The sequence below is a fragment of the Paenibacillus sp. 01T431 genome (assembly GCF_056398625.1).
Genome location: NZ_JBFTPT010000011.1, coordinates 156,519 through 181,862, shown reverse-complemented (window position 1 = coordinate 181,862; position 25,344 = coordinate 156,519). Strand labels below are relative to the sequence as shown.

At 46.7% G+C, this 25,344-nt stretch carries 18 protein-coding genes; 13 read left to right on the top strand and 5 right to left on the bottom strand.

The window, feature by feature from the left end; translation table 11 throughout:
* Positions 1-4 precede the first annotated feature (4 nt).
* A complete protein-coding gene (locus tag AC1DM9_RS20695) occupies positions 5-2,305 on the bottom strand; it encodes a helix-turn-helix domain-containing protein (RefSeq protein WP_477581927.1) in 2,301 nt (766 codons plus the stop codon).
* A gap of 135 nt (positions 2,306-2,440) precedes the next feature.
* Here AC1DM9_RS20695 and AC1DM9_RS20690 point away from each other — a divergent pair, with 135 nt between their 5' ends.
* Genes AC1DM9_RS20690 through AC1DM9_RS20665 form a run of 6 tightly spaced genes read left to right on the top strand, consistent with a single transcriptional unit; the run spans position 2,441 to position 10,810 of the window.
* Entirely contained in the window at positions 2,441-3,826 is a 1,386-nt protein-coding gene (locus AC1DM9_RS20690; RefSeq protein WP_477581926.1) for an alpha-L-fucosidase, read from the top strand.
* A gap of 19 nt (positions 3,827-3,845) precedes the next feature.
* Positions 3,846-5,132, top strand: a complete 1,287-nt coding sequence (locus AC1DM9_RS20685) for an alpha-L-fucosidase (protein ID WP_477551150.1) — start codon at positions 3,846-3,848, stop codon at positions 5,130-5,132.
* 33 nt (positions 5,133-5,165) lie between these two features.
* The gene (locus AC1DM9_RS20680) at positions 5,166-6,044 is read left to right on the top strand and encodes a sugar phosphate isomerase/epimerase family protein (protein WP_477551151.1); all 879 of its coding nucleotides are present in this window, start codon (positions 5,166-5,168) and stop codon (positions 6,042-6,044) included.
* A 51-nt stretch (positions 6,045-6,095) separates the two neighbouring features.
* Positions 6,096-7,121, top strand: a complete 1,026-nt coding sequence (locus tag AC1DM9_RS20675) for a carbohydrate-binding family 9-like protein (RefSeq protein WP_441877214.1) — start codon at positions 6,096-6,098, stop codon at positions 7,119-7,121.
* Positions 7,122-7,127: 6 nt separating this feature from the next.
* Entirely contained in the window at positions 7,128-9,773 is a 2,646-nt protein-coding gene (locus AC1DM9_RS20670) for a transglutaminase-like domain-containing protein (RefSeq protein ID WP_477551152.1), read from the top strand.
* Positions 9,773-10,810, top strand: a complete 1,038-nt coding sequence (locus AC1DM9_RS20665) for a glycoside hydrolase family 18 protein (RefSeq protein WP_441877209.1) — start codon at positions 9,773-9,775, stop codon at positions 10,808-10,810. Before AC1DM9_RS20670 ends, AC1DM9_RS20665 begins: the two co-directional genes overlap by 1 nt.
* Positions 10,811-11,086: 276 nt before the next feature.
* Here the strand turns inward: AC1DM9_RS20665 and AC1DM9_RS20660 are convergent, their stop codons facing one another.
* From AC1DM9_RS20660 to AC1DM9_RS20645, 4 genes are all read right to left on the bottom strand, one after another.
* Positions 11,087-11,992 carry an ATP-dependent DNA ligase gene (locus AC1DM9_RS20660; protein WP_475446736.1) on the bottom strand — a complete coding sequence of 302 codons (906 nt, stop codon included), beginning with the start codon at positions 11,990-11,992 and terminating at the stop codon, positions 11,087-11,089.
* The gene (ku, locus tag AC1DM9_RS20655) at positions 11,992-12,825 is read right to left on the bottom strand and encodes a non-homologous end joining protein Ku (RefSeq protein ID WP_441877203.1); all 834 of its coding nucleotides are present in this window, start codon (positions 12,823-12,825) and stop codon (positions 11,992-11,994) included. The genes AC1DM9_RS20660 and ku overlap by 1 nt, the downstream gene beginning before the upstream one ends.
* Before the next feature lie 144 nt (positions 12,826-12,969).
* The gene (locus AC1DM9_RS20650) at positions 12,970-13,278 is read right to left on the bottom strand and encodes a hypothetical protein (RefSeq protein ID WP_441877200.1); all 309 of its coding nucleotides are present in this window, start codon (positions 13,276-13,278) and stop codon (positions 12,970-12,972) included.
* 150 nt (positions 13,279-13,428) lie between these two features.
* The gene (locus AC1DM9_RS20645) at positions 13,429-13,671 is read right to left on the bottom strand and encodes a hypothetical protein (RefSeq protein WP_339207313.1); all 243 of its coding nucleotides are present in this window, start codon (positions 13,669-13,671) and stop codon (positions 13,429-13,431) included.
* Between the two features lie 106 nt (positions 13,672-13,777).
* On the opposite strand from AC1DM9_RS20645, the gene AC1DM9_RS20640 reads away from it, so the two are divergent.
* The 7 genes from AC1DM9_RS20640 (at position 13,778) to AC1DM9_RS20610 (ending at position 25,336) form a co-directional block, all read left to right on the top strand.
* Entirely contained in the window at positions 13,778-15,697 is a 1,920-nt protein-coding gene (locus AC1DM9_RS20640) for a sensor histidine kinase (protein ID WP_477581924.1), read from the top strand.
* Positions 15,690-17,210, top strand: coding sequence for a response regulator (locus AC1DM9_RS20635; protein ID WP_477581922.1), 1,521 nt, complete (start codon positions 15,690-15,692; stop codon positions 17,208-17,210). Before AC1DM9_RS20640 ends, AC1DM9_RS20635 begins: the two co-directional genes overlap by 8 nt.
* Positions 17,211-17,405: 195 nt before the next feature.
* Positions 17,406-18,872: an ABC transporter substrate-binding protein gene (locus AC1DM9_RS20630; RefSeq protein ID WP_076269713.1), complete on the top strand. Its 1,467-nt coding sequence runs from the start codon at positions 17,406-17,408 to the stop codon at positions 18,870-18,872.
* 80 nt (positions 18,873-18,952) lie between these two features.
* On the top strand, positions 18,953-19,891 hold the full coding sequence (locus AC1DM9_RS20625) for an ABC transporter permease (RefSeq protein ID WP_179089866.1): 939 nt from the start codon (positions 18,953-18,955) through the stop codon (positions 19,889-19,891).
* Between the two features lie 50 nt (positions 19,892-19,941).
* Entirely contained in the window at positions 19,942-20,856 is a 915-nt protein-coding gene (locus AC1DM9_RS20620) for a carbohydrate ABC transporter permease (RefSeq protein ID WP_076269714.1), read from the top strand.
* A gap of 32 nt (positions 20,857-20,888) precedes the next feature.
* On the top strand, positions 20,889-22,208 hold the full coding sequence (locus AC1DM9_RS20615) for a glycoside hydrolase family 125 protein (RefSeq protein ID WP_477581920.1): 1,320 nt from the start codon (positions 20,889-20,891) through the stop codon (positions 22,206-22,208).
* Positions 22,205-25,336 (top strand): beta-galactosidase, encoded by a 3,132-nt coding sequence (locus AC1DM9_RS20610; protein WP_477581918.1) that lies wholly within the window; start codon positions 22,205-22,207, stop codon positions 25,334-25,336. Before AC1DM9_RS20615 ends, AC1DM9_RS20610 begins: the two co-directional genes overlap by 4 nt.
* Positions 25,337-25,344 lie beyond the last annotated feature (8 nt).

The following is a 25,344-nucleotide window of genomic DNA, read 5'->3' as shown; positions in this document are numbered from 1 at the left end:
TTTATTATTCATCATCTGAATCAGAAAGCAATTGCGCCTGTTCGTTCTCCCAGAATTGCTTGCGATATTGACCAGGCGTATAGCCGGTTTCTTTCTTAAACTTGCGAATAAAGTTAGGCGTATCCAAATAGCCGACTTGAATAATGATGTCCTTTAGCGGTGCGTTTGTCGTTTTCAGATGATGCATTACCTCTTCCATTCTTTTTTGCCAAATGTATTGGATGAAGTTAAGGCCCATCTTTTCCTTAAATGAACGGCTCACATGTGATGGCGAAATGGCATACTCATATGCAATCGTTTCTAGGCTGAGCGTATGGTCTCTAAAATGCTCATCGATATAGGAAACGATCCGATCAATCTGTGATTGCTCCTCCTTCTGATTGTTGCGCTCCACTTGATTGCAGATTCGGGAGGCGAGATTCAGAAAGCCAGTCTCGATTTCATCCAAGGAATGGCTGTAAATCATATTAGGAGCCATGTCTTGAATCACATTTTGAATGCCAAGCTCGGATGCGGTTTTTAGCATCGTATTCAAAATGTCAAAGCATATGCAGCGTTTGAGCAGGGCAGACAGCTCGGATGATTGCAGGCTGCGGATCGATGGGCTGATCATTTGCGCAGCTACATCATAGCTTCCTTGCTTCAAGCTTTGAGAAAGCTTGAGCAGCGAATTATTCGGTATCCAGAAGGTATGATCCGGTGTATCTTGCAGCTTCTCGAAATAAGTGATCGTGCCATGACCGCTTGTCGCTTGCAGTTCAAAAGCTGAGCAAGCTTCAATAAAGGACTGATTCAGCTGGTCAGGGCTTGAATAGCAGGTTCCAACGCCAATCGTAGGCGTAACATCAAACGTCTCTAGTATCGTGTAGAGCACCGCTTCAGCAATGTGGCGCACAGGAACCAATTCCTGCTCGGCTTGATCCCTATTAAAGCTAATAATGAGTGCAAGCTGATCCAGCTGAGGGAGCTCTACGCCATAGGCATGAGCAGCCAGCTCCGGGAATTCGATTTGGGAGAGCAGTTCTATCATTTCTTGCCGCTCCTGTCGTTCCTCTTGCGTATCTTCGATTTCATCCCAGCCAATCACCATAACAAAGTGATGAGATTGGTCGAAATGAAGATCGAAGGCCTCTTGCAGCTCTGGTGAAAGACTTTGCGCATTCCCATATTTCAGCAGCATGGACAAAAAGTGATTGCGAGCGTATGGCTCTTGAAGATCAACTCGCGAGCTGTATTGCTGCAGCGCTGTTCGGATTCGATCAAGCTCGTTCCCGTTTTCGGTTGATTGATCAGCGGAATGCTTCGGCTTGGATTTGGAATTTGCGAACTCTACAAGCGTAGAGATCGGCAGGTATTGCATTCTAGCAAGCACGAGGGCAATCGCCGCTCCAACGACCACAACGATGAGGAACAGCATGACGATGAAGCTGCGGACATGCACTACGCTGCTGAGAAACTGGGAACTTGGCATGACGGTGACATAAGTCCAGCCATTATTTTCCGATTTTACGGATACGATGGAATGCGGCTTGCCATTTAAGGTTTTATCGTGAATGCCTGGCGCGAGACGATATAGAGACTGCGCCTCTGCATTCGTTAAGGCTTCGCCCTGGCGATTGTCTACTAGAATTTGACCTTTGTTGTCCAAAATATAAGTCAAGCCTTGATAATTGCCTAGAATCGAATCAATTAAACTCGTAAGCTCTGATTCTTTAATTAGATACATAATCGTTCCATGTGGATTAGGGTTGTACGGCGTAATGGGAACAAGATAAGCGAGCATCGAATCCTGCAAATTAGCGCTTAGGACTACGGTGTCAGCTGGACGCATCGTAGGATATTTAACCGTATTCAAATCTTGAAAAATAGTGTCTTTGCTCCAATTGTGAAAGGTAAAGGTGTTTGCGAATACATCCATGCTCGATAGACCCTTCGCGGAATAAATATTTGCATCCTTGTGAAAATACAAGAACATCTCGCTAATGATAGAGCTGGTCGCTTTGTATTGATCCAGTGCTTGTATCGCTTCACCGCTGTAATAAGAATCGTGAACCCGAAACGGAGTCAGCCTCTTGTCATACGAGACGCGTGAAGCAATTTCACTTAGCTCTTTCATCCGCCCGTCAACAATAACTTTGGCTTGCGTGAGCTGGCCGAGGCGAGATTGCTCAATTTCAGTACGTAGATTGGTTACTGCGTTTTGATAGATAAATATCGTCATAAGTACTAATGGGATAAGCAAAATAAACAAGTAGGACCAGATGTATTTTAAAAACAGTTTGGATTTGAAGTAGTTTCGTTTCATATCGTCTGCCCCCTATGATCGATCAATCCTTTTCGTCGCTACTAATCATAGCAACAAATTTACAATTTGGACATAGAGCAGAAGAAGGCAATGAACGTAAAGCTTACGAAAGTCCTACTATACTTGGAGGTAACCATGAGCGAAATAAAGACGACAGACGAAATAGAGCAAGTTGTTGAGCAAGGTGTCCACAATTACAGCAGTGAAGAGCAATGGGTAAAGCCAGAGGACCCGCTTCTGCAGGAGCGGCTGGAGTGGTTCAAGGATCAGAAGCTGGGCCTTATGATGCACTGGGGGCCTTATTCACAGTTAGGTGTAGTTGAATCATGGGCGCTTAGTGACAAGGATGAGGAATGGTCACGCGATGGCATCGATTGGAATGTAGACGCAGAGGAATTGAAGCGGCAGTATTTTGGGCTAAACAAAACCTTTAACCCGCTTCGCTTTCAGCCTGAGCTATGGGCAAATCTTGCTGCGGAGAATGGCTTTAAGTATTTAAATTTTACAACCAAGCATCATGATGGCTTCTGCATGTGGGATACCCATACGACGGATTACCGGATTACGAGCCCTGATTGTCCTTTCCATTCGCATAAGTACGCCGATATTTGCAAGCAGCTGTTTGATGCTTTCCGCGCAAAGGGCTTAGCTATATCAGCATACTTCTCGAAGGCAGATTGGCATACGCCATATTACTGGGCGCCAGGCATGGAGCGTGGGTCGTTTACCGCGCGCGGGCCTTCCTATGACCCGAAGCAATATCCACATTTGTGGGAGCAATTCGTGCAGTTCACCCATGCGCAAATTATGGAGTTGATGACGAAATATGGCCGCATCGATATGTTATGGCTCGATGCAGGATGGGTTAACGATTACCGCGATCAAAACATCCGATTAGGCGAGGTGGTTGAGAAGGCGCGGGAAATTCAGCCTTGGCTGCTCTCGGCTGATCGTACCATCGGCGGCCCTTATGAAAATGTCATAACACCAGAGCAGACATTGCCTGAACGTCCGCTTAATGTGCCGTGGGAGAGCTGTATTACGATGGGCACCTCATTCTCCTTCCGTTATGAGGACAAGTACAAGACGGTTCGACAGCTGATCCATCTGCTCGTTGAAATCGTTGCGAAAGGCGGAAACCTGGCATTGAATGTTGGTCCGCAGCCTGACGGCAGGTTATCGACTACAGCCATTAGCCGTATCAAAGGGATGGGCGATTGGTTGAAGGTTTATGGTGAGGCAATCTATGGAACACGAATTTGTGAGCCTTTTTCTGCTGACAATTGCCACTTTACGAGAAAAGGAGATACGGTTTATGCCTTTTATTTGTACAAGGATGAAAAAGAAGCTGTGAAAGAGGAATTATACCTCCCTATACAGAAGTCTTTCAGCCAGATTGATCTCGTAGGTGGACAAGACCATTTGCAGTACAGCCAAGCAGAAAACGGCATTATTGTCCGTTTGCCAGTGAATGAATGCTCAGAACAAGCACCAATCGCGCATGTGTTTCGGATTCGTTAATCGAGAGGGGTAGTCTGCTATGCAGCAATGGTTTAAGGAAGCTAAGCTAGGTATTTTTATACATTATGGTATTTATGCAGTAGATGGTGTATCGGAGTCATGGTCGTTCTATAACGGAAGAATGAGCTATGACGATTATATGAAACAATTGGACGGCTTTACGGCTTCGAAGTTCGATGCGGACAAATGGGCTGATTTAATTGAGCAATCGGGAGCGAAGTACGCAGTGCTTACGACCAAGCACCACGATGGCGTAGCATTGTTTGATACACAGTACAGTGACCTTAGCGTTGTGAAGAAAACGCCGGCAAAGCGGGATCTGATCAAGGAATATGCGGAAGCCGTCACGAAAAGAGGGATTCGACTTGGGATGTATTATTCACTTATCGACTGGTCGCATCCCGATTATCCATCTGTGTTTGAAGGCGGCAAGGTGCCGGATGACTTGTCTAAGGTTAATAAATTTTCGAGCCCGATAGATGGTGTTCAGGATGAAGAAAAGTGGAATGCTTTTCTAAAGTTTAACAATGATCAGCTGCGGGAAGTTTTAACGAACTATGGGAAGGTTGATCTTCTTTGGTTCGACGGCGATTGGGAACGCAGCGCTGAGCAGTGGAATTTGCCCGAATTCAAGCAATATCTGCAATCGTTTAACCCAGACATTATTATCAACTCACGCCTGCAAGGTTACGGGGATTACAAGACGCCGGAGCAAGGGATTCCGATAACGCGGCCGGAGGGGCCTTGGGAGTTTTGCACAACCATTAATAGTTCGTGGGGGTATGTGCCGACGGACGATAAATATAAATCATTAAATCAAATCATTCGAATGTTCTGTGATTGCATTACCCTAGGCGGCAACATGCTGCTTGATATCGGGCCGATGGAGGATGGAACGGTAGATAAACGGCAAGAGGATATTTTGCTGGGATTAGGCGAATGGATTCGAACGCACGAAGAAGCGGTGTTTGGGACGGATGAAGGCATTATGACCCGCTATTATTTGGGCGGCAGCACCATATCCAAAGATAAAAAGTCACTGTATCTGTTTGTGTATGATGATCCGAAAGAGAATGTATGCCTAAAGGGATTATGCAACAAGGTCAAAAAGATTACGGTGCTGCATTCCGGCAAAGAGCTTACGCATGAAATTCATGGCGGGGTGCCGTGGTTCAATATTCCGGGGACGACATGGATTCATCTGACAGCGGAAGACACTCACAATCAAGTGACCGTGCTTAAGCTGGAATTTGATGAGGAGCTTGATATGTATGGTGGTTCAGGCGCAGTTGTAACGCATAACTAATCAAGTGATCTGTCTACTTAGGAGGAAGAAACGATGAAAATTGGATTAAGTTCTTACAGCTTGCTAAGCGCCATAAAATCGGGAGAGATGAGCATTCTTGATGCCATCTCTTGGATAGCGGGTAACGGCGGCGAGCATATGGAGATTGTTCCATATGGCTATACGCTCGTTGACAACCCTGAGCTGGCGGATGCTGTACGTGAGAAAGCAAAGGAGGTTGGCATTGCCCTCTCCAACTATTCGATGCCGGCGAACTTCGTGCAGGATACGGAGCAATTGTTTGAAGAGGAAGTCACGCGGGTCAAGCTGCATGTTGATCTTGTGCATCGACTCGGCATGAATCATATGCGGCATGATGTAACCGCCTTCACCATTCCACCGGAGAAGATGACGATTCAGTGGTTCGAGGAGAACCTGCATCTCATGGTGAAGGGCAGCCAGCTCATCGCGGACTATGCCGCGCAATACGGCATTACAACGACGATAGAGAATCATGGCTTCAGCGTACAGTCCAGCGACCGGGTTCAACGTGTTCTTCATGCGGTAAACCGGCCGAATTTCAAGACGACTCTCGATATTGGCAACTTTATGTGCGTAGATGAGAATTCGATCATCGGCGTTAAGAAAAACTTGCCTTATGCATCACTTATCCATTTCAAAGATTTCTACTTCCGTCCATATGATCAGCATCCGGGTGACGGTGATTGGTTTTTGACCTCGAACGGCAACTACCTGCGCGGGGCGATTGTAGGTCAAGGGGATATTGAGATCCGTAAAATCGTCAAGCTTATTAAGGAATCGGGTTACGATGGTTATATGACGATCGAATTCGAAGGCATGGAAGAGTGCAAATCCGCCTCCCGCATTGCGATGGACAACCTGCGCCGCTTCTGGCATGAATGTGTACTTTAAGCGAGCTTCATCGTTTTCATAGATTCATAGCAATTCAAACGGAGGGATAACATGAATTTAAGCGGATTGCAGGAACCGAACATCGAATATGCACCCAAACATTATGTATGTCGCCGCGCGGCGGAGCCGCTAATTCTTGACGGGCGAGTAGATAAGCCGTTCTGGGCAGCAGCGGACTGGACGGATGATTTTGTAGATATTGAAGGCGATCTTCGGCCCAAACCTGCGAAGCAGACCCGCGTGAAAATGCTGTGGGATGACGACTATTTCTATTTTGCGGCAGAATTGATTGAAGACGAGATTTGGGCGACGTTGACGGAGCGGGATTCGGTCATTTTTTATGATAATGATTTTGAAATATTTATTGATCCCGATGGCGACAGCCACAATTATTATGAGTTTGAAATTAACGCGCTGAATACCGTGTGGGACCTGCTGCTGGTTAAGCCATACCGCGACGGTGGTCCGCCGATTAACGGCTGGGACATTAACGGGCTTCAGACAGCCGTACATATTGACGGCGAGCTGAATCGGCCGGAAGCAGCGAATCGGAAGTGGAGCATTGAGGTAGCGATGCCTTGGAAAAGCTTGCGCGAATGCGCGCCTGAAGGCAGAGCGCCAGTAAATGGCGAGTTTTGGCGCGTCAATTTCTCCCGCGTTGAATGGCGCGTTGAAGTGAAGGATGGCGAATACCGCAAGATCATCAATCCGGATACGGGCAAATCCTATCCAGAGGACAACTGGGTATGGTCTCCGATGGGACTTATTAATATGCATTATCCTGAGCTATGGGGTTATGTCATGTTTGCAGGGGAAGATGGCCCGGATTCGTTCGAACAGCCGCCGGATGAACGCATAAAGTGGGAGCTGCGCAAGCTCTATTATCGTGAGCGCAATTACTTCGCAAGTCACGGTGAATTTACTGCGGATGCGGGATCGTTGATGCATGGCGGGGAGCAGTGGAGCATAACGCCTGTCATTGAGACGACCCGCTCCATGTTCCAAATCACAACGCTGTCTAGCGATGGGAAGTCGAGCTTCTGCATTAGGCAAGACGGAAAGCTATGGAAGGAGTGAGTACGCATGACATTGCAAACCTCTGTATTTTCATTAGAGCAAGCGTCGATGGAGCTGATTGAACGCAAGTTTCGTGAGAAGCAGCTGCTAGCTAAGGCGAGAGAGCATGAGCTGTTCGATATATTTCAGCAGCCGCTGACGGATGAAGAGACATGGGCGCTCAAATATTTGTACGCCTATATGCCTGTAAACGATATGGCTGATTATGACGGTACGTTATTTCTAAGCCATGTGCGGCAGACGCTGGACATTCGGGGAAAAGTGCCTTGGGGGAAACGGGTGCCGGATCATCTCTTCCTGCATTTTGTGTTGCCCTACCGTGTGAACACGGAGAACATCGAGGATTCACGCGGTATCTTGTACAGTGAACTGGCGGAGCGTACCGCGCATTTGTCGATGGAAGATGCGATTCTGGAGACGAACTACTGGTGCCATGAGAAGGCGAACTACATTGGCAGCGATCTGCGGACGATCTCGCCGCTTACGATGATTCGAAATGCTCGAGGCCGGTGTGGTGAGGAATCGACACTTGCTGTTGCAGCGCTTCGGAGCATTGGCATTCCTGCTCGCCAAGTGTACACCCCGCGCTGGGCACATTGTGACGATAACCATGCTTGGGTAGAAGCTTGGGCTGACGGGCAGTGGCACTATATCGGCGCCTGTGAGCCGGAAGCTCGCCTTGATCAAGGCTGGTTCACTCCTCCAGCCCGGCGGGCAATGCTGATCAATACTCGGGTATTCGCAAATTACCCGGGCCCTGAGGATATTACGCTTGCGGATAATTGGTTTACAGAAATTAATTTGCTTGAAGGTTATGCGCCTACTCGAAGCATCACTGTCGCTGTGAAGGATGAGCTGAACCAACCGGTCAGCGGCGCGAATGTTTATTTCGAGCTCTACAATATGGCTGAATTTTATCCGATTGCTGAGCTGAAGACAAACGAGCTGGGTGAGGCTGCGTTTAAGACAGGCTACGGAGATCTGTTGATTCGTGCTGTGATGGATGGCAAGTGGGGAGAAAAGAAGATTACAGTTAGTGATCGTGTGCGCTTCGATATCGTTCTGGATCAAGTGCAGCAGCCCGAAGTGATAACTGACTTTGATATGGTTCCACCTCCTGAACGTAATGGTAAAGCTCTCGATTTGCTTTCCGAGGAGAAGGTTCAGCGGCATAATAGCCGCCTGGAAGAAGGCACGAACATCCGCAGCAGCTATGAACAAACATTTCTAAGCGAAGCGCAGGCGTCGGATATTGCCGCGGCTGCTGGTCTTCCGCAGGAGCGGGTGTGGGATGTGCTGCGTAAGGCACGGGGAAATAGCCGCGAGATCGCAGCCTTCTTGCAGGAACGCTCCGCTGAATTTGGAGAATGGCCGCTTAAGCTGCTGGAGAGCTTGAACGAGAAAGATCTTTCCGATTCGTTCCGCAAGGAGCTTGACGATCATCTCATCGGTTCTCTGTCGCAGCGCGGCGAGCTTCCCGAAGACATCTTCTTGCGGTATATCCTTTGTCCGCGAGTGTTATATGAAATGATCGTACCTTATAAGCATTTTTTCCAAGAGGTGTTTACTGAAGCCCAAGTGGTATCGTTCCGGCAAAATACTGCTGAGCTTATACGCCATCTGGATTCAGAGTGGTCGTTGTGGGAGGACCTTCCTAATCTGAAGGGCAGAGGCAACCCAGTTGGTACCTTTAAGATCAAGAAAGGGGATCAGGCTTCTCTCGATATTATGTTTGTGGCGATCTGCCGCAGCATAGGCATTCCAGCACGCTTGCATCCGAGTGAGCAGAAGCCGCAATACATGGCGATGGCTAACGGTGGCTGGCAGGATGCGTTATTTGCAAATCGAGCGATGCAGCAATTGGAGCAGAAGGAAAACGGCAAGCTGCGGCTTCTTAAAGATAACAAGTCATCCGATGAAGCTCCGGCAGCTTCATACTCTGAGAACTTCACGTTCGCCCGGCTGGAGAACGGCATATATAAAACGTTGGTCTACCCTAATGGTAAATCAGATGTATATGATGAGCCGTTCGAGCTTGCGCAAGGCAGCTATCGATTGACCACAGGTATTCGGTTAAAGGATGGTACCGCATGCGTTCGCTTTTCCTATTTTGAGCTGCGTGCAGGAGAACAAATGGATATTCCGTTGACTTTCCGAAGTGCGAAGCAAGGTATTCCAGTACTCGGGACGCTGAACAGAAACGATACGTTTACGATGCTCGATGGTTCAGACCAATCGATTGGTGAGCTTATCGGTATGAATGGGGCGATTGTTGCTTGGCTGGAGCCAGAACGTGAGCCTACCAAACATTTATTCCGTGAACTTAGCGAGCTTGCTGAGCCTTTGACCGAGCTTGGAGCGCCGATTGTGCTTGTCGTAGGTGATTCCGAATGGACGGCATCTTTTGATCCTTCTCGTTATAAGGGATTGCCTTCGCGTACCGTGTTTGTTCGTGATTCCACTTATGCGTCTTTGCCGGACTTTATAGCAGTGCCGCCAGCTAGCGAAGCGGGTTTCCCGCATCTGCTCGTACTGGATAACCAAGATCAAATTCGTTATACAGCATCAGGATATAAGATCGGTACGGGAAAAGAAGCATTGCAGATTCTCACTAGCATATGGCAGCAGCCAACGAAACGGAGTGATACGTAATGGCAAGTCGAAAATATATTGTGGCGGGTTATGCATCAGATTCGAAGCTTCCAGATATGACGCGGGAAGATTTAACGAAGCTTACCCATTTGAATGTGGCATTTGGCCATGTGCGCAATGATGAAATTATTACAGAGCATTTGAAAAATATTGATGTTCTTCGCAAGATTAAACACGAGCATCCAGAGCTGACTATTCTATTGTCTGTCGGCGGATGGAGCGCAGGCGGGTTTTCTGAAGCTGCATCTACCGCTGAAGGGAGGAGCCGCTTCGCAGATTCGGCGGTTCGTGTATTAACCAACTTTCCATTCGATGGAGTCGATCTCGACTGGGAATATCCTTGTTATGGTGAAGCGGGCATAGCGTCGAGTCCAGATGATAAGACCAATTTTACTCTGCTGCTCAAAACCATCCGCGAAGCTTTGGACGAGAAGGGCGCAAGTGACGGAAAACATTATTTGCTTACGATTGCGGCAGGCGCGGACCAATATTACGTAGACGGTACGGAAATGGATCAAGTCCAGCAATACTTGGATTTTGTTCAGCTGATGACCTATGATATGCGCGGTGGATTTCAAATTTTAACGGGGCATCATACGAATCTGTATACTCCAACCGGGGATTTATTCCGCATCAGTACGGATGCATCCGTTAACTTGTTCATCCGAGCAGGCGTGCCGAAGGAAAAGATCGTTATTGGCGCGGCGTTTTATACTCGGGTTTGGCATAACGTTCCTAATCGTGCGAATGGGCTTCATCAAATGGCGGGCAGCACAGGCGGATATGGACCAGATTTCACCAAGCTTGCTGCGGAATACATCAATAAAAACAATTATGTTCGATATTGGGACGACGAAGCGAAGGCGCCATACCTCTACGACGGAAGCAGCTTTATCTCCTATGACGACGAACAATCGCTGCATCATAAATGTGAGTATGTGAAAGCGAGTGAGCTTGGCGGCGTAATGTTCTGGGAATACAGCTGCGATGAAACGCACCGTTTGCTCCACGCGATATATGAAGGACTTAAGGAGTAGCTGCATTGGGAAGTTGCTTTGCGGTACGGTGCGGCTCTGAAGCACAAGAGGAAGTCAGTTTTTCAAAATAAGCCTACTTTCTAGACCTATTTCCGCGAAAAGCTCATGTTTGTTGAAAATAGGTCTAGATTCTAGCGCTATTTTTACTCAATCAGCGAATAGTGGGGTATTTGGCGGGTTGTGGGAGGTAAAGTGTAAGAGGAGGTTGTCCCGCAAGTAGTATGATCTTGTGGGGCAACCTCCTCTTTAATCGTCCGATCAAACTTCTCATCAGCGCTAAACCTCGCCGTCTCCCGCACCGAAACCTAGCAGTTTCGGCTGGCGAAGCAGGCCCGTATCCGTAAACTCGAGTGCGGTCACCCTGCATGGGAAATGTACGGCAAGCCAGACTACGTCGGATTTCTTCATGCCTTGCGAAAGCGACGGGAAGGGGCAATCTCCCGGGTGGTCATGCATGAACTGGAGCAGCAGTTTTTTGGACGCGTTGTCGAGCCCCGACACATGCCCAATATATTTATTCTCATATTGCAGCACGAGGCTCGACACGAGGCCATCCCTTAATTTCACCCCAACAACGTCCGCGACGATTCGTACTTCCTTCCGTTTCTTGAACCAATCTTTATGGCCTTTGCCCTCGCTGTAAGGACTATCCAGACGCTTCGATATGAGCCCTTCCCACTCCCGCTCGATAAGCCATTCCCATAAGGACTGACCATCATCAAACAAGTCGGTGACGAACAGGCGCGGCGATTTTTCAGGAAACTTGGCAGCAAGCCTGCTGTAACGATCACGGAAGGGAAAGCTGCGCAAATCTTCACCGTTATCATTGAGCATATCAAACATGACGAATAAGAGATCATCATTGCCTGACCTTTTCTGTACACCTAGGCGGCTGCGCTGAAAGTTTGGACGAGTACCGTCAAAATAGACGATTTCACCATCAAGGATGCAAGGCCCAACACGCAGCGGCGACAAGAGAGCTACAATTTCAGGGAAAGTGGTATTTCTCGGCTCTACTCGTTTGGAAAATAGTTCAACACCGCCGCTGCCATCTAATCGAGCGAGCGTGCGAACGCCATCCCATTTGATTTGATATCCCCACTCCGAGCCAGTAGGGATATCGGGTGAAGTAACTGGCGCCATGGGCACCTTCGGCAGAGGAAGCAAAGACATCGTGTTCATTATCCGGCATCCTTCGTTTTTCTAGTGGTGCTCTTCCTTTTCTTTGGAGCAGCAGGTGGTGTTTTGGCCGCTTCGAGGGAAGCTTGAAGCGCTGCCATTAAGTCAATGACATTTGTCCGACCAACAGCCGGAGCCGAAACCATATCAACGCTTTCGCCCGCCATTTTATGCTGAATAGCTTCAAGCATGGCAGCCCGGTAATCATCGGTATATTTTTCAGGATGAAACGGTTCAGACAGCTGCTCAATGAGCTGTTTGGCCATTTGCAGTTCCTTTTCATTGACATTAGAAAGCCCAGGCAGGTTAGGCACTTCTGCTAGCGGCCGAATTTCATCTGGATAATGCATTGTCTCCATGCATAAGCAGTTTCCGACAACGCGAATCGCCGCCAAGCTGCTTTTGCTGCGGATCGATATTTTGGCGATGCCGATTTTACCTGTTTGCTTGATTGCTTCAAGCAGCAGCGTATAAGCTCCAGCCCCTGACATGTCGGGGGAGAGGTAATATGCTTTTTGATAATAGAGAGGATCGATATCCGTTAAATCGACAAAGTCGAGAATTTGAATAACCCGTGCAGATTCAGGCTTTAGCGCTTCAAGCTCCTCTTCATTAAAGAGGACAAACTTGTCCTTCTCGTATTCAAAACCTTTAGCGATATCCTCTGGTTTAACGGCTTCATCGCAGTGAGGACAAGTCTTCACATAGGAAATAGGCATGCCACAAACCTTATGTATTTGGCGGAAATGAATATCCTTATCTTCTGTTGCTGTAAACATTTTAACAGGCACATGAACCAATCCAAAGCTAATCGCACCTTTCCAAACTGTATGCATACAATCCCCGCCCTGCTTTTTTTCCATAGGATGCGCGCGTTTGGTTAAAGTATACGAGGAATGGACAATCTCACCATATCAAGCCGATAACAAAAAGACCCTTCGCAAGCTCATTTGAACTTGTGAAAGGTCTCTATGCTAAAGCTATTTTTCGCTTTTTTGCTCGTTTTTGGCAAGCTGCTGCCGAAGCTCTGCATTTTTTGCAGCTAATTGTTTAGTTAAAGCAGCCTGCGAAGCATCAATTCTGGCTACCTCTTCGTTTAATTTCGTAATTTGAGTCATCTTGCTGCTAAGGTCGGTGGGGGAAGAGCTCATTTTGATGTTTTTTTGCAGTTGTTTTATTTTAGAGAGAGCTTTCTCTTTTTTGCTTTTATCGTTGCTGGTTTGCTGTTGCATGTCAGCGATTTCTCTTTTTAAGCGGCTGATAATGGATGTTGTGAAGCTAATGGACATAAGGGCACCTCATAATCGTATAGTGTTGCATCGCCCCATTTTACTATAAATCGCTCGTTTAAGCGAGAAAGAAAGACCCGGAAGAATGCCACCAAAATAAGGTGCTCTCCCGGGTCTCCGTTCATGCAAACGGTTTAGGCTGCTGCTTATTTATTGATTGAGCTCTTGTTTGTGTTCCTGACTGTCCATGCTGTTCACGCTGTTCATGCTTTTCTTGCGAACGGTCGGTCTAATAAATCGTCCAAGAAGCATAAATAATGGCGAGGTTTCGAGTTCGACAAGATTGAGCATCTCCGCCCAGTTAAAGATGACCAGAAACGGCAGTAATCCAATGGCCAGTATGCCGAATATCAGTCCGACGGAAACATTTCGAAGCATTTTACCAATTGTCATGCTCTCATCTCCAATCTTGCGGATTCTCTCACCTTTACATTATACGCCCCTTCCGAGGCGCCATTCAACCGTACCCTTCAATTGCCGATTATTAAGGAGCATACTTGTGCCAGCAAATCATACTGAAGTATTATTAAACCTTGTACCCCATATCGTGAACTCCGATCAACCTATAGAGCAACGATCATTCACGGGAAAGGAGCTTATTTTGAAGGCAAAAAGCTTGTACCGCAACTATGTCAAAAATAATCTTTTCATGAAAATGATTTTGTTGTTTGCATTGATCACAACAGTGACGATCGTAACCTTTTCGTATTTTATGTTTAATGTCATGTCAGAATCGATTGTACGCAATGAGCTTGAAAATCAGAAAAAAGCGATCGATAGCGTGAATAGCTACATGGCTCGTAAATTTGAATCGGTGGAGTCCATTATGCTTGATGTGTATCGGAATGAAGCCTTATCTCTTCATCTTACTTACTTTCTTCAAAATCCGTTCGAGGATTACATCAATTATCAATTGGATCAATATGCCTCTTCTATTAATATCGACATGCCGAAGGGGCTGGATTATTTTGAAAATAAGGTTGAAAATGATGCCGATATCGAGAACCTGCTGCTATACAGCTCGGAAAAGCAGTTTTTGTACGCATACAAGCAGGGGCATGTAACGAAGTTAATATCTACGAATGCCGCGCATTCCTATATCCCGGATGCCATGGCGATGGAAGCAAGTAAAGTAACGCTGCCGAATGCATGGGTACGAACGGCAATTGGACAGCAGGATCCAAAGCTATTCGCGATACGTGTCCCCATTACGGACAAAAATACGTTGAAAAACCTAGGGCAGCTGCTCGTTTATTTCAACTCAGAACGGATTCAAAAAGCACTTGAGAGCTATAAAGAGCAATTAAAGGGCTACATTCTTGTCCTCGGACCAACAGGGGAAGTGCTCTTCGATTCCTCAGACAACTTTTATGGTAAACGGTACCCTTATATCGATAAAATTGATTCCTTGAATGACACTGTGATGCTTGAGCAGGAATCTTATGTCAAGATGTTCACGCAAACCGAAGCGGGTTATACCGTAGTTGGTGTAGCGCCAAAGGCGGAGGTAGCTGCTGCCTATCAAGGCTTGAAGCACACGATTACATTGATTAGTATCATTTGTATCATTATGGTGCTGCTAGTTCCGACCTTGGTTGTTATCAATTTCGCGAAACGAACGAATAAAATAATACGATTTATGCGCAAAGTGGAGAACGGCGACTTGTCCGCACGCATCCAAGACGAGAAAGAGGACGAGCTTGGGCAAATTTCCAGAAGCTTTAACGATATGCTCGGCGAGCTGACAAAGCATATCGACCGCGTCTATAAAGCGGAGATTAAACAAAAGCATACAGAGCTTGCTGCTCTGCAGGCTAGAGTGAATCCGCACTTTTTGTACAATACGCTCGAAGTGATTCGGATGCGGGCCGTATCGCAAGGAGCGAAGGACGTAGGCGAAATGATATACAGCTTATCGGTGTTATTCAAAAGCTTCGTTCAGCCCAAAGGTGAAAACACGCTCAAGGATGAGCTAGAAACTTCGCGCCTCTATTTGGAGCTGTTTCGGATTCGTTATAAGGATAAGCTTTCTTACGAAATTCATTGCGATCAGAGCTTGGCAAGCAAAAATATAATGCGAATGGCGCTGCAGCCGATCATTGAAAATTACGTTGTACATGGTCTAGAAGCGCGCAGGCCGGATAACCAAGTGAAAATAAATGTTCGGCAGATAGAGGATCGCATACAAATTCAAGTCGAGGATAATGGCAGAGGTATAGCGCCTGGGCGACTCGAGTCCATTCGTGAGTCGATGGACATGCTGGAGGAAAGCGGCGATTCCTTTGGTCTTCGCAGTGTGCATGAAAGACTGAAGCTGCTGTACGGAACGGAATATGGTGTTGAAATTAACAGCACGCCAGGCGTCGGAACGATCGTAACGATTGAATTCCCAGTGCTAGAGGAGGCGCAGCATGTATAGAGTATTTCTTGTAGATGACGAGCCGTTTATTATAGAAGGCTTGTACGATATTATCGATTGGGCGGCGTTTGGCCTTGAAATCGTCGGTTCAGCGGAAAATGGCCAGGATGCGCTTGAAGCGTTAAAGGAGTCATCGGCTGATATTTTGCTTACGGATATTTCAATGCCTGTGATGGACGGCTTAACTTTGATTCGTGAAGCAAGACAATTCCGGCCGGATTTGAAGGTCATTATTTTGAGCGGCTTCAACGAATTTGACTATATCAAGTCAGGGCTCAAGCTTGGTGTGGAAAATTATTTGCTTAAACCGATCAATATTGACGAGCTGCAGGAGACGCTGGCTAATACAATCGACAAATTGAACACAACAAGACCAGATCGATTATTTAGTGATTATGATATTCGCATTCTTAAGGATAATATATTGTATCGGTGGCTGACTGGACGCATTGCGCCAAATGAGCTGATCGAACGTACCGATATGCTTGAAATCCGGCTGGATGCTCCTTATCTTGTGACTGCGATTATTCGAACGGAAAGTCAGTTCGAGCCGTCCTATGAAGCCGTACAGCGGCTTGCCATGGAAGACCCGTCGATGCTGCCGTTTGTGGACATTGATGGCGACTTGGTTATCGTGTTTATGCTGGAGGACAAGGAGCTGGGTAAGGAAAAGGCGATGAGCATGCTTGAAAATATGCAGAAGCGGTTCGCTCCGAGCCCGATGCGTATTTCGCTTGGCAGTGTGGAGGCGGTAGGCGAGGGTGCGCCGCAAAGCTACGCGCATGCGAAGAAAGCGCAGGAATATTTCTTATTGTCCGACGAGCCGGCTATTTTGGACTATAGCTTGTTATCGGAGAAGAACAGCATTGAGAATGTAACGTCGCAGCCGCTGAATTGGTCCTTATTCTCGAAGCTGATTAAGGCGAAGGAACTAGAGCAGCTTCATGCGGCAATCGATGCTGAATTTGAGCATTATCAGACGCTGGACGGCGTCACGCCGGAATATATTCAAAGTATGGCCATTGAGATGATGATACGGTTCAAAATGGAGCTCAAAGAAATTAAGCAGGCAGATCAGCCTGAGCTGTTCAAAGCAGGTTTCACGCAAATCATGCAAGCCGAGACGATTGAAGGGCTCTCCTCCGTCGTCAAAGAAGCAGCTACCTTGACGGTGGATTCGCTTATGCGCGACGTGAAAAGCCCGATCATTCAGCTGCTGCTTGGATATGTGCATGAGAACTATGCACAGGCGCTGTCGCTCAAATCGCTCAGCCAGCAATACAACATCCATCCTGTTTATCTCGGACATCTGTTTCAGAAAGAGACAAATGAAACCTTTACCGAGTACATAAACAAATATCGAATAGGCAAGGCTAAGGAAATGTTGAAGGAGACGAATCTGAAGGTGCAGGAAATTGCGCTTCAGGTCGGCTACTGGGAAACTGGATATTTTTACAAGCAATTTAAGAAATATGTTGGCATTTCGCCGACTGATTACAAAGGACTACTCTAATGCAAGATGGAGTTGTCCTTTCTTTCTTTAATTTGTACACCATACCTTTAATTTGTTCCCTATTTGAAAACCGTTACATCCGTTATTTTTAAGTTAGCCCTAAAACGCATCGCGAATTAAGGTCAGAGCAATAAAGTAAGCGTATGCTTACGCAATTGAATTGTGCTTCGTAACTAGACATAGGGAGGACTTACAATGATTAGAAACAAAAAGAGATTTATGCCGGCGCTTGCGCTGATGCTGGTCATGTCAATCGTGCTTAGCGCGTGCGGCGGAAGCAAAAACGAAGGTGAAGGCACTGCCGAGAAACCAGTAGAACTGCTCTGGTACACAATTGGTACGCCTCAAAAAGATGTGGACAAGGTTATGCAGGAAGTAAGCAAATATACAGCAGAAAAAATTGGTGTTACGGTTAAAATGAGCATGATCGACTGGGGCGACTACTCACAGAAGCTGCAAGTTATGACGGCTTCAGGTGAAGCAGTAGACATAATGTTTACGTCTTCATGGGCGTTTGACTACGTGCAGAACGCAAGAAAAGGCGCATTCATGCAAATCGATGATTTGTTGAAATCGCACGGTCAAGGCATCGTCGATACACTTGATCCTGCCTTCCTTGAAGGTTCCAAAATTGATGGCCACAACTATGGTATCCCTGCTAACAAAGAGCTGCCAGCACAAGAAGTATGGCGCTTTAACAAGCAGTATGTAGACAAGTACAAAATCGATATTTCAAAAGTGAACACACTTGAGAGCCTTGAGCCATTGCTCAAAACGATCAAAGAAAACGAACAAGGCGTATATCCTTTCGCGGTTGATAAAAACCAAATGCCTTACGTACCTTATGACTATGTAATCGAGAAGCTTCCAATGGCTGTTTCCCTCGATACAAAGGATTACAAATTGGTTAACGTTCTAGATACACCAGAAATGAAACAAGCGTTGACTACAATGCACAAATATTATAAAGCTGGCTACATTCCAACTGAAGCAGCAACAATGGATTCGATGACAGATGTTCAAACGACTGGCAAATGGTTCTCAGACCGTGCGACAACTCAGCCTTTCGCTGACAACCTATGGTCTGCAAGCTATGGCTACCCAGTAGTTTCAACTCCAGCAAGCAAAGCGCTTATTTACAACTGGTCAGTTATGGGCTCGATGCAAGCTATTTCGGCTAACTCGAAATATCCGGAAAAAGCAATGGAATTCCTAAACTTGCTGAACACAGATCCTGTGCTTCGCAACATGATTGATTCCGGTATCGAAAACGTTCACTACAAGAAAACAGGCGACAATGTTATGGAAAACCTTGATGAGTCAAAAAACTATGACATGCCAACATTCTCACTCGGCAACGTAATGCTTACGTACTTGAATACAACAGATCCTACGAACAAGTGGGAAGAGTTCAAGAAGTTTAACGATGCAGGAACACCAGCACCTCTTCTTGGCTTCAACTTCGATCCGTCGAAAGTAACGACTGAAATTGCTTCCGTACAAAACGTAAGAGAAGAGTTCTGGGCACCGCTTATGACAGGAACAGTTGATCCTGAGACTTACATCAAACGTGCAAATGAGAAATTTAAAGCAGCTGGACTTGATAAAATCATGGCTGAAGCACAACGTCAGCTTGACGAATGGAAAGCGGCGAACAAGTAAACATGCGGGAGGTATGAAGCGAATGCACGGCATTCGTTTCATACCTTTGCTCATTAATCTGACAACTGAGAGGTGATCACGTGGGAGCCATAGGACGGTTTTTTAAAGATATTAATAAAAATAAAGCGATGTTGATTATGGTGCTGCCAGCAACAATCTGGTTCATCTTCTTCTCTTACTTGCCGATGGCCGGTATGGTTATTGCGTTTAAGGAGTACAGATACAGCCGGGATGGATTTCTTGCCAGCATTATCGAGAGCAAGTGGGTAGGCCTGCAAAACTTTAAATTTCTATTCAGTACCAATGATGCTTACATCATTACACGCAATACCGTCGTTTATAACATCTTCTTTATCGTGCTTGGTCTAGTCATTGCCGTTGCAATGGCGATTATGCTGGCTGAGATTACGAACAAGAAATTAGCAAAAGTATATCAAACAGGTATGTTTCTTCCATACTTCTTATCATGGGTAATCGTCGGTTATTTCGTATTCAGCTTCCTGAGCTTGGATAAAGGCGTTGTGAACCAAGTGTTCAACTGGTTCGGCATCGATCCGATAAACTGGTACTCTGATCCAACCTATTGGCCGATTATTATCGTCGTCGTATTTCTTTGGAAATCAGTCGGCTACAACAGTGTCATCTATTTGGCAGCCATCATGGGTATTGATAAATCCCTTTATGAAGCGGCAATGATCGATGGCGCAAATAAATGGCAGCAAATTCGCAGCATTACGATCCCGATGCTTACACCGCTCATTACAATATTGACGCTGCTTGCAATCGGTAAAATCTTTTATGCGGATTTCGGGCTGTTCTATCAAGTGCCAAGGGACTCTGGAACACTCTACAGCGTAACGAATGTTATCGATACTTATGTGTATCGCGGATTGAAATCAACTGGTGAAATCGGTATGAGTACAGCAGCAGGCTTGTATCAGTCGATCATTGGATTTGTACTCGTTATTACATCGAACGGAATTGTTCGTAAATTCAACAAAGACAATGCTTTGTTCTAGTCTAAAGGCTTTACTGCTTGAACAAGCATTGCGCAGGGAGGAAAACCGCTATGTCCGCTCAAACGAAAACCCGCGACTTTCATAGGTTGACGCCCATTTGGAATATAGGATTCCATTCCGTGGCTGGTATTTTTGCATTGTTATGTGTATTTCCTTTTCTATTCGTCACCATCATTTCGTTTACGGATGAGGCGACGCTAGCTAAAAACGGCTATTCGCTTTTTCCTGAAAAATGGAGCTTTGAGGCTTACAGCTATTTATTTAAAGCGGGGGATCAACTGCTTCGCTCTTATGGGGTAACGATAGCTGTTACCGTTATTGGTACTGTCATTGGTGTTGTATGTACAGCGCTTTTCGCTTACGCAATCTCACGCAAAAGCTTTAAATATCGCGGTTTCTTCGCATTTTTCGCCTTTTTTACGATGCTATTTAACGGTGGTCTCGTGCCGTCTTATATTGTTGTTACACAGCTGCTTGGACTTAAAGACTCCATTTGGGCGCTTATTTTACCGCTTGCGGTCAACGCTTTCTACATTATGATCCTAAGGACATTCTTCTCGACCATGGTGCCAGATGCTATTATAGAATCAGGCAAAATCGATGGTGCGGGAGAGTTTGGAACCTTCTTCAAGCTGGTGCTGCCTTTGTCGCTTCCAGGGCTTGCAACCATCGCTTTGTTCAGTACACTAGGCTATTGGAATGATTGGTTTAACGCCTTGCTGTACATTAACACGCCGAATTTAGTGCCGCTTCAGTCGATGCTGATGCGGATCGAGAATAGTATGCAATTCATTATGCAAAACTCGCAAAATGCATCGCTCAGCACCGGTTTGCTGCAGTCGATGCCGCAGGATACTTCGCGTATGGCGATGGTGGTGCTGGCAACAGGCCCAATCGTATTCGCTTATCCTTTCTTCCAAAGATATTTCATTCAAGGCTTGACGGTTGGTGCCGTTAAGGAATAATTACGAATCATATTTCTAAAGGAGCAAATACGATGGAGCAATTTAGATTACCGAAAATTCCGATGCCTGAGCTAACGCTGCCGCAGGCGATTCAAGACGTGCTGAAGGAAGCGGAGCAGAAGCTGGCACATCGCCCGAAGCTGCTTCAATTGTTCAAAAATTGCTTTCCGAATACGCTGGAAACAACGACAAAGCTGATGGACGATGGTACGACATTTGTAATCACGGGCGATATCCCTGCGATGTGGCTTCGTGATTCCGTCGAGCAAGTGATGCACTACGTTCCATTCGCAAAACATGATAAAGATTTGCAAAGAATTCTTAGTGGTTTGATTAAACGCCATATTTCCTATATTCAAATCGACCCTTATGCGAATGCGTTCAATGAGTCCGCTAATGATTGGCACTGGAATACTACGGATGAAACGGATATGTCTCCATGGGTATGGGAGCGCAAGTTCGAGCTTGACTCTATTTGTTTCTCCATGCGCCTCGCACATGCTTACTGGAAAGAAACGGAGCTGACGGATATTTTCGATTCCGGCTTCAAAGCTGCGATGCGCCGCATCGTAGAGCTTTGGAAGACAGAGCAGCGCCATTTTGAACAATCGCCGTACCGTTTTACTCGTGATAATGGCATTCCAACTGATTCACTTCGCAATTCTGGTCTAGGCATGCCTGTAAACTATACGGGTATGATTTGGTCAGGGTTCCGTCCAAGCGATGATGCATGTGACTTCCATTACAACATCCCGGATAACATGTTTGCGGTTGTTACGCTTCGTCAAATGGAGGAAATAGCGGAATGGGTATTCCGTGACATGGATTTCCTTAAGGAACTAAAAAAGCTAGAAGAGGATGTCAACCATGGCATTCAGCTTTACGGTATTTATCAGCATCCGGAATTCGGACCTATTTATGCTTATGAAACGGATGGTTTCGGCAACTATTGCCTGATGGATGATGCAGGAACTCCGGGCTTGATCTCGATCCCTTACCTTGGTTATGTGGATGCAGAAGACCCGATTTATGTGAATACGAGAAAATTTGCTCTAAGCAAACATAATCCTTTCTATTATGAAGGAACGGCAGCAAAAGGTATCGGCAGTCCGCATACGCCTCCAGGCTACATCTGGCATATGGCATTGTCGATGCAAGGCATTACAGCTACTAGCAGCGAAGAAAAGCTAGAATTGATTGCGATGCTGGAAGCGACTGACGCGGACACAGGCTACATGCACGAAGGTTTCCATGCGGATGATCCAACAGTGTTCACGCGCAAATGGTTCGCTTGGTCGAACAGTCTTTTCTCACAGCTTGTCTATCAAGCGATGAAGGATGAGATTCTATGAGCATGATTATTTTCTATGATCCATCGTTTCCAATCGATTCTCGCATAAGCTCGGATGCGGAAGGACAGCTTCTGCAAATCGGCGGCGTCGTTCGCGCGAATAATCTTGGAACGGCACTCGCTGCTGCAGATGGCGGAAGCTTTATAAATATGCATGCACCGTATTTCCCTAAGCAAGCATGGTCTGAAATTTTAGCCTACTTAAAGCGCGGTGGAGGTTTAATCAGCATCGGCGGCGTTCCATTCAAAAAACCAGTTTCAAAAAACGAAGCTGGCGTTTGGGAGCCAGAATCTGAGCAAACCGCCTATCTCCGCGAGCTTCATATTCATGAGGCTTTGCCTGTAGATGCAGCACCGATTATCAAATTGCGTGCAATGGAAGATCTTCCGCTGCTGCAAGGCAAAGAGTCCATGTTTGAGGTTTCAAGCACTTGGAATCTAGTGCCGCATGTAACCAAAACGAGTGATTTGCCGCATCAGATGGGTTCTGCTGGACCGATGGACGCACAATTGTACCCGCTTTTAAAGGGTGTTTCAGCTGAAGGAAGAGAAGTTGCAGCACCTGTCGTACTATGGGAGAACACAAAGGGAATGTTCGCAGGCGCGCGCTGGTTGTTCGTAAATCAGCCGTTAACGGAACTATTCTGGCAAAGCGGAGGAGCTGACGAGCTTCGCCGCTGGTCGGAATTCTGCTCAGCAGGCGTAACAGAGCTGTGGCTGAAACCTAATTATGCGTCCTTCGAGCTGGATGAGCGTGCGATGCTGACGCTGCAAGTACAGAAGCTTAGCCGTTCTGCTTCTGCGACAGATTTGCCAGCTGCAAGCTGGAACTTTTCGATTACGATCCAGCATGAAAGCAAGCCAGATGAGCGGTGGACGAGCAGCATCAATGCGGATGCAGCGAGCAAACAGCTTATCGTTCGTATTCCCGTTCCTCTAGCAATCGTTAGCGGTTACTATAAAGTGGATTGTATCGCGGAGTCAACGGATGGAGAAGTACGTATTCTTCGCCAAGGCTTCTGGGGTTTTGATGCTGAGCTGCTTGCAGAGGGAACTCCGGTTACGAGCGAACGCGATTATTTCGTAAAAGACGGCAGACCGATGCCGGTTGTCGGCATGACCTACATGACATCGGATGTTGCGCGCAAGTTTTTATTTTTGCCAAACGCATCGGTTTGGGATCGTGATATGGCTCAGATGCGCAAAGCAGGCATCAACTGGATTAGAACCGGCATATGGACGGCTTATCGCAATATAATGCAGGTTGATGGCCATGCATCAGAAGAGGCGCTTCGCTCCATTGATGCGTTTCTGCTTACAGCCAAACGCCATGACTTGCAGGTAACCTTTACTTTCTTCTCATTCACTCCGGAAACTTGGGAAGGCCAAAATCCTTATCTCGATCCGCGGAGTTTAGAAGCACAAAAACGGTTTATCCGCTCGATCATTTCGCGTCACAAACAATCGAAGCATGTTGATTGGGATTTAATTAACGAGCCGTCAATGTTTGATCCTCCTCGTATTTTTTCTGATGGACCAAGATCAGCACGCGATCCATTCGAGCAGGCGGCCTATGCAGCTTGGCTTAAGGAACGCCACGAATCTGTGGAGAAGCTGCAGAAGCTATGGAATATGACGCCAGAGCAGCTGCCGAGCTTTGAAGCGGTGAAAGTGCCTGAGCCAGAGGAAATCAACTTTGACGTTCAAGATATGCATCAAGGCAAGAATGGTACGCGCTGGCTTGATTATGTATTGTTCTCCATGGATATGCACAATCGCTGGGCACAGGAGCTGTACCAGGCCATTAAAGAAGAATGCCCAGATCATATGGTTACGGTCGGACAGGATGAAGCGCTTGGCGCGCAGAGACCTTCACCATTCTTCTATGGCGAGGCTGTCGATTATACAACCGTGCATTCCTGGTGGTTGAATGATCATTTGGTTTGGGACAGTATTTTTGCTAAGACGGCAGACAAGCCGAATTTGGTGCAGGAAACGGGCATTATGTACGTGGAAACACCAGAAGGACGCGCGAAACGTTCGGAAGCAGAACTACGCGATATTCTTGAGCGCAAATATGCCTATGCTTTTGCAACAGGTGGCGCAGGCGCGGTGCAGTGGATTTGGAATACGAATTTCTATATGGACAATGCGAATGAATCGCACATTGGCGCACTTCGTGCAGATGGCACGGAGAAACCTGAGGCAAATGTATCGTATGATTTCGGACGCTTCATGCGTGAAATCAGAGATTTGTTCAGAGGGCGGGAGCTTGAGGATACCGCAGTTGTTTTCCCTTATTCCAATGATTTCTCCAATCGCAAGCTGGCGTTTGATGCAACAACTAAAGCAACGCGAGTGCTGGCCTATGAGCTGAACAAGCCATTCCGCGGCGCTTCGGAATATCACCTGGACGAGCTGGAAGCAAATCCGGTTAAGCTTGTTATTGTACCAAGTGCCCATAATATTGAAGATGCTGCAATGAACCAGCTGCTTAGCTACGTTGAACGTACAGGAGCAACTTTGCTGCTGACGGGTCCAACAAGCCTTGATGCATACTGGCGTCAAGTCGATCGTCATGCTGAGTTGTTTGGATCAAGAGAGCTTGTCAACGTACGCCGCGAAGAACTGCTTCGCATCGGTGATCGTTTGCTGCCTGTTTCTTATGGCAATCGGAGAATTGCTCAGGTATGGAAGGAAGCGCAAAAAGGAACGTCTGCAGCTGAAGTCGATCAGCTTATCGAGCTATCGCACGGCAAAGGAAACATCCTTTGGTGTCCGCTGCCAGTAGAGCTGAATGATCGCATTGAGCCGATCTCAGCCATTTATGAGTTTGCGCTCACCTATGCAGGCTGCAGCGTGGAGCTGGATTGGATTAAAGGCGGGCAACTGCCAGGCGTTTATGGTCGTAAACTGTCCTTCCAAGACGGCGCGTTATTCACATTCGTATCCGAGTTCAGCTTGGATGTTGATATTGAGGTGAAAGACCCTGTAACCGGCGTTTCCTACGCTTTTACGCTGGAGAAGGAGCGGTCTGTACTCTTTGCAGTGGATAAAAACGGTCAGCTGCTGTCCGTTTACCGACCTGATCAGGTGAATGTGAACGTAATTCCTGCAAACAACGATTAACAAGAAGA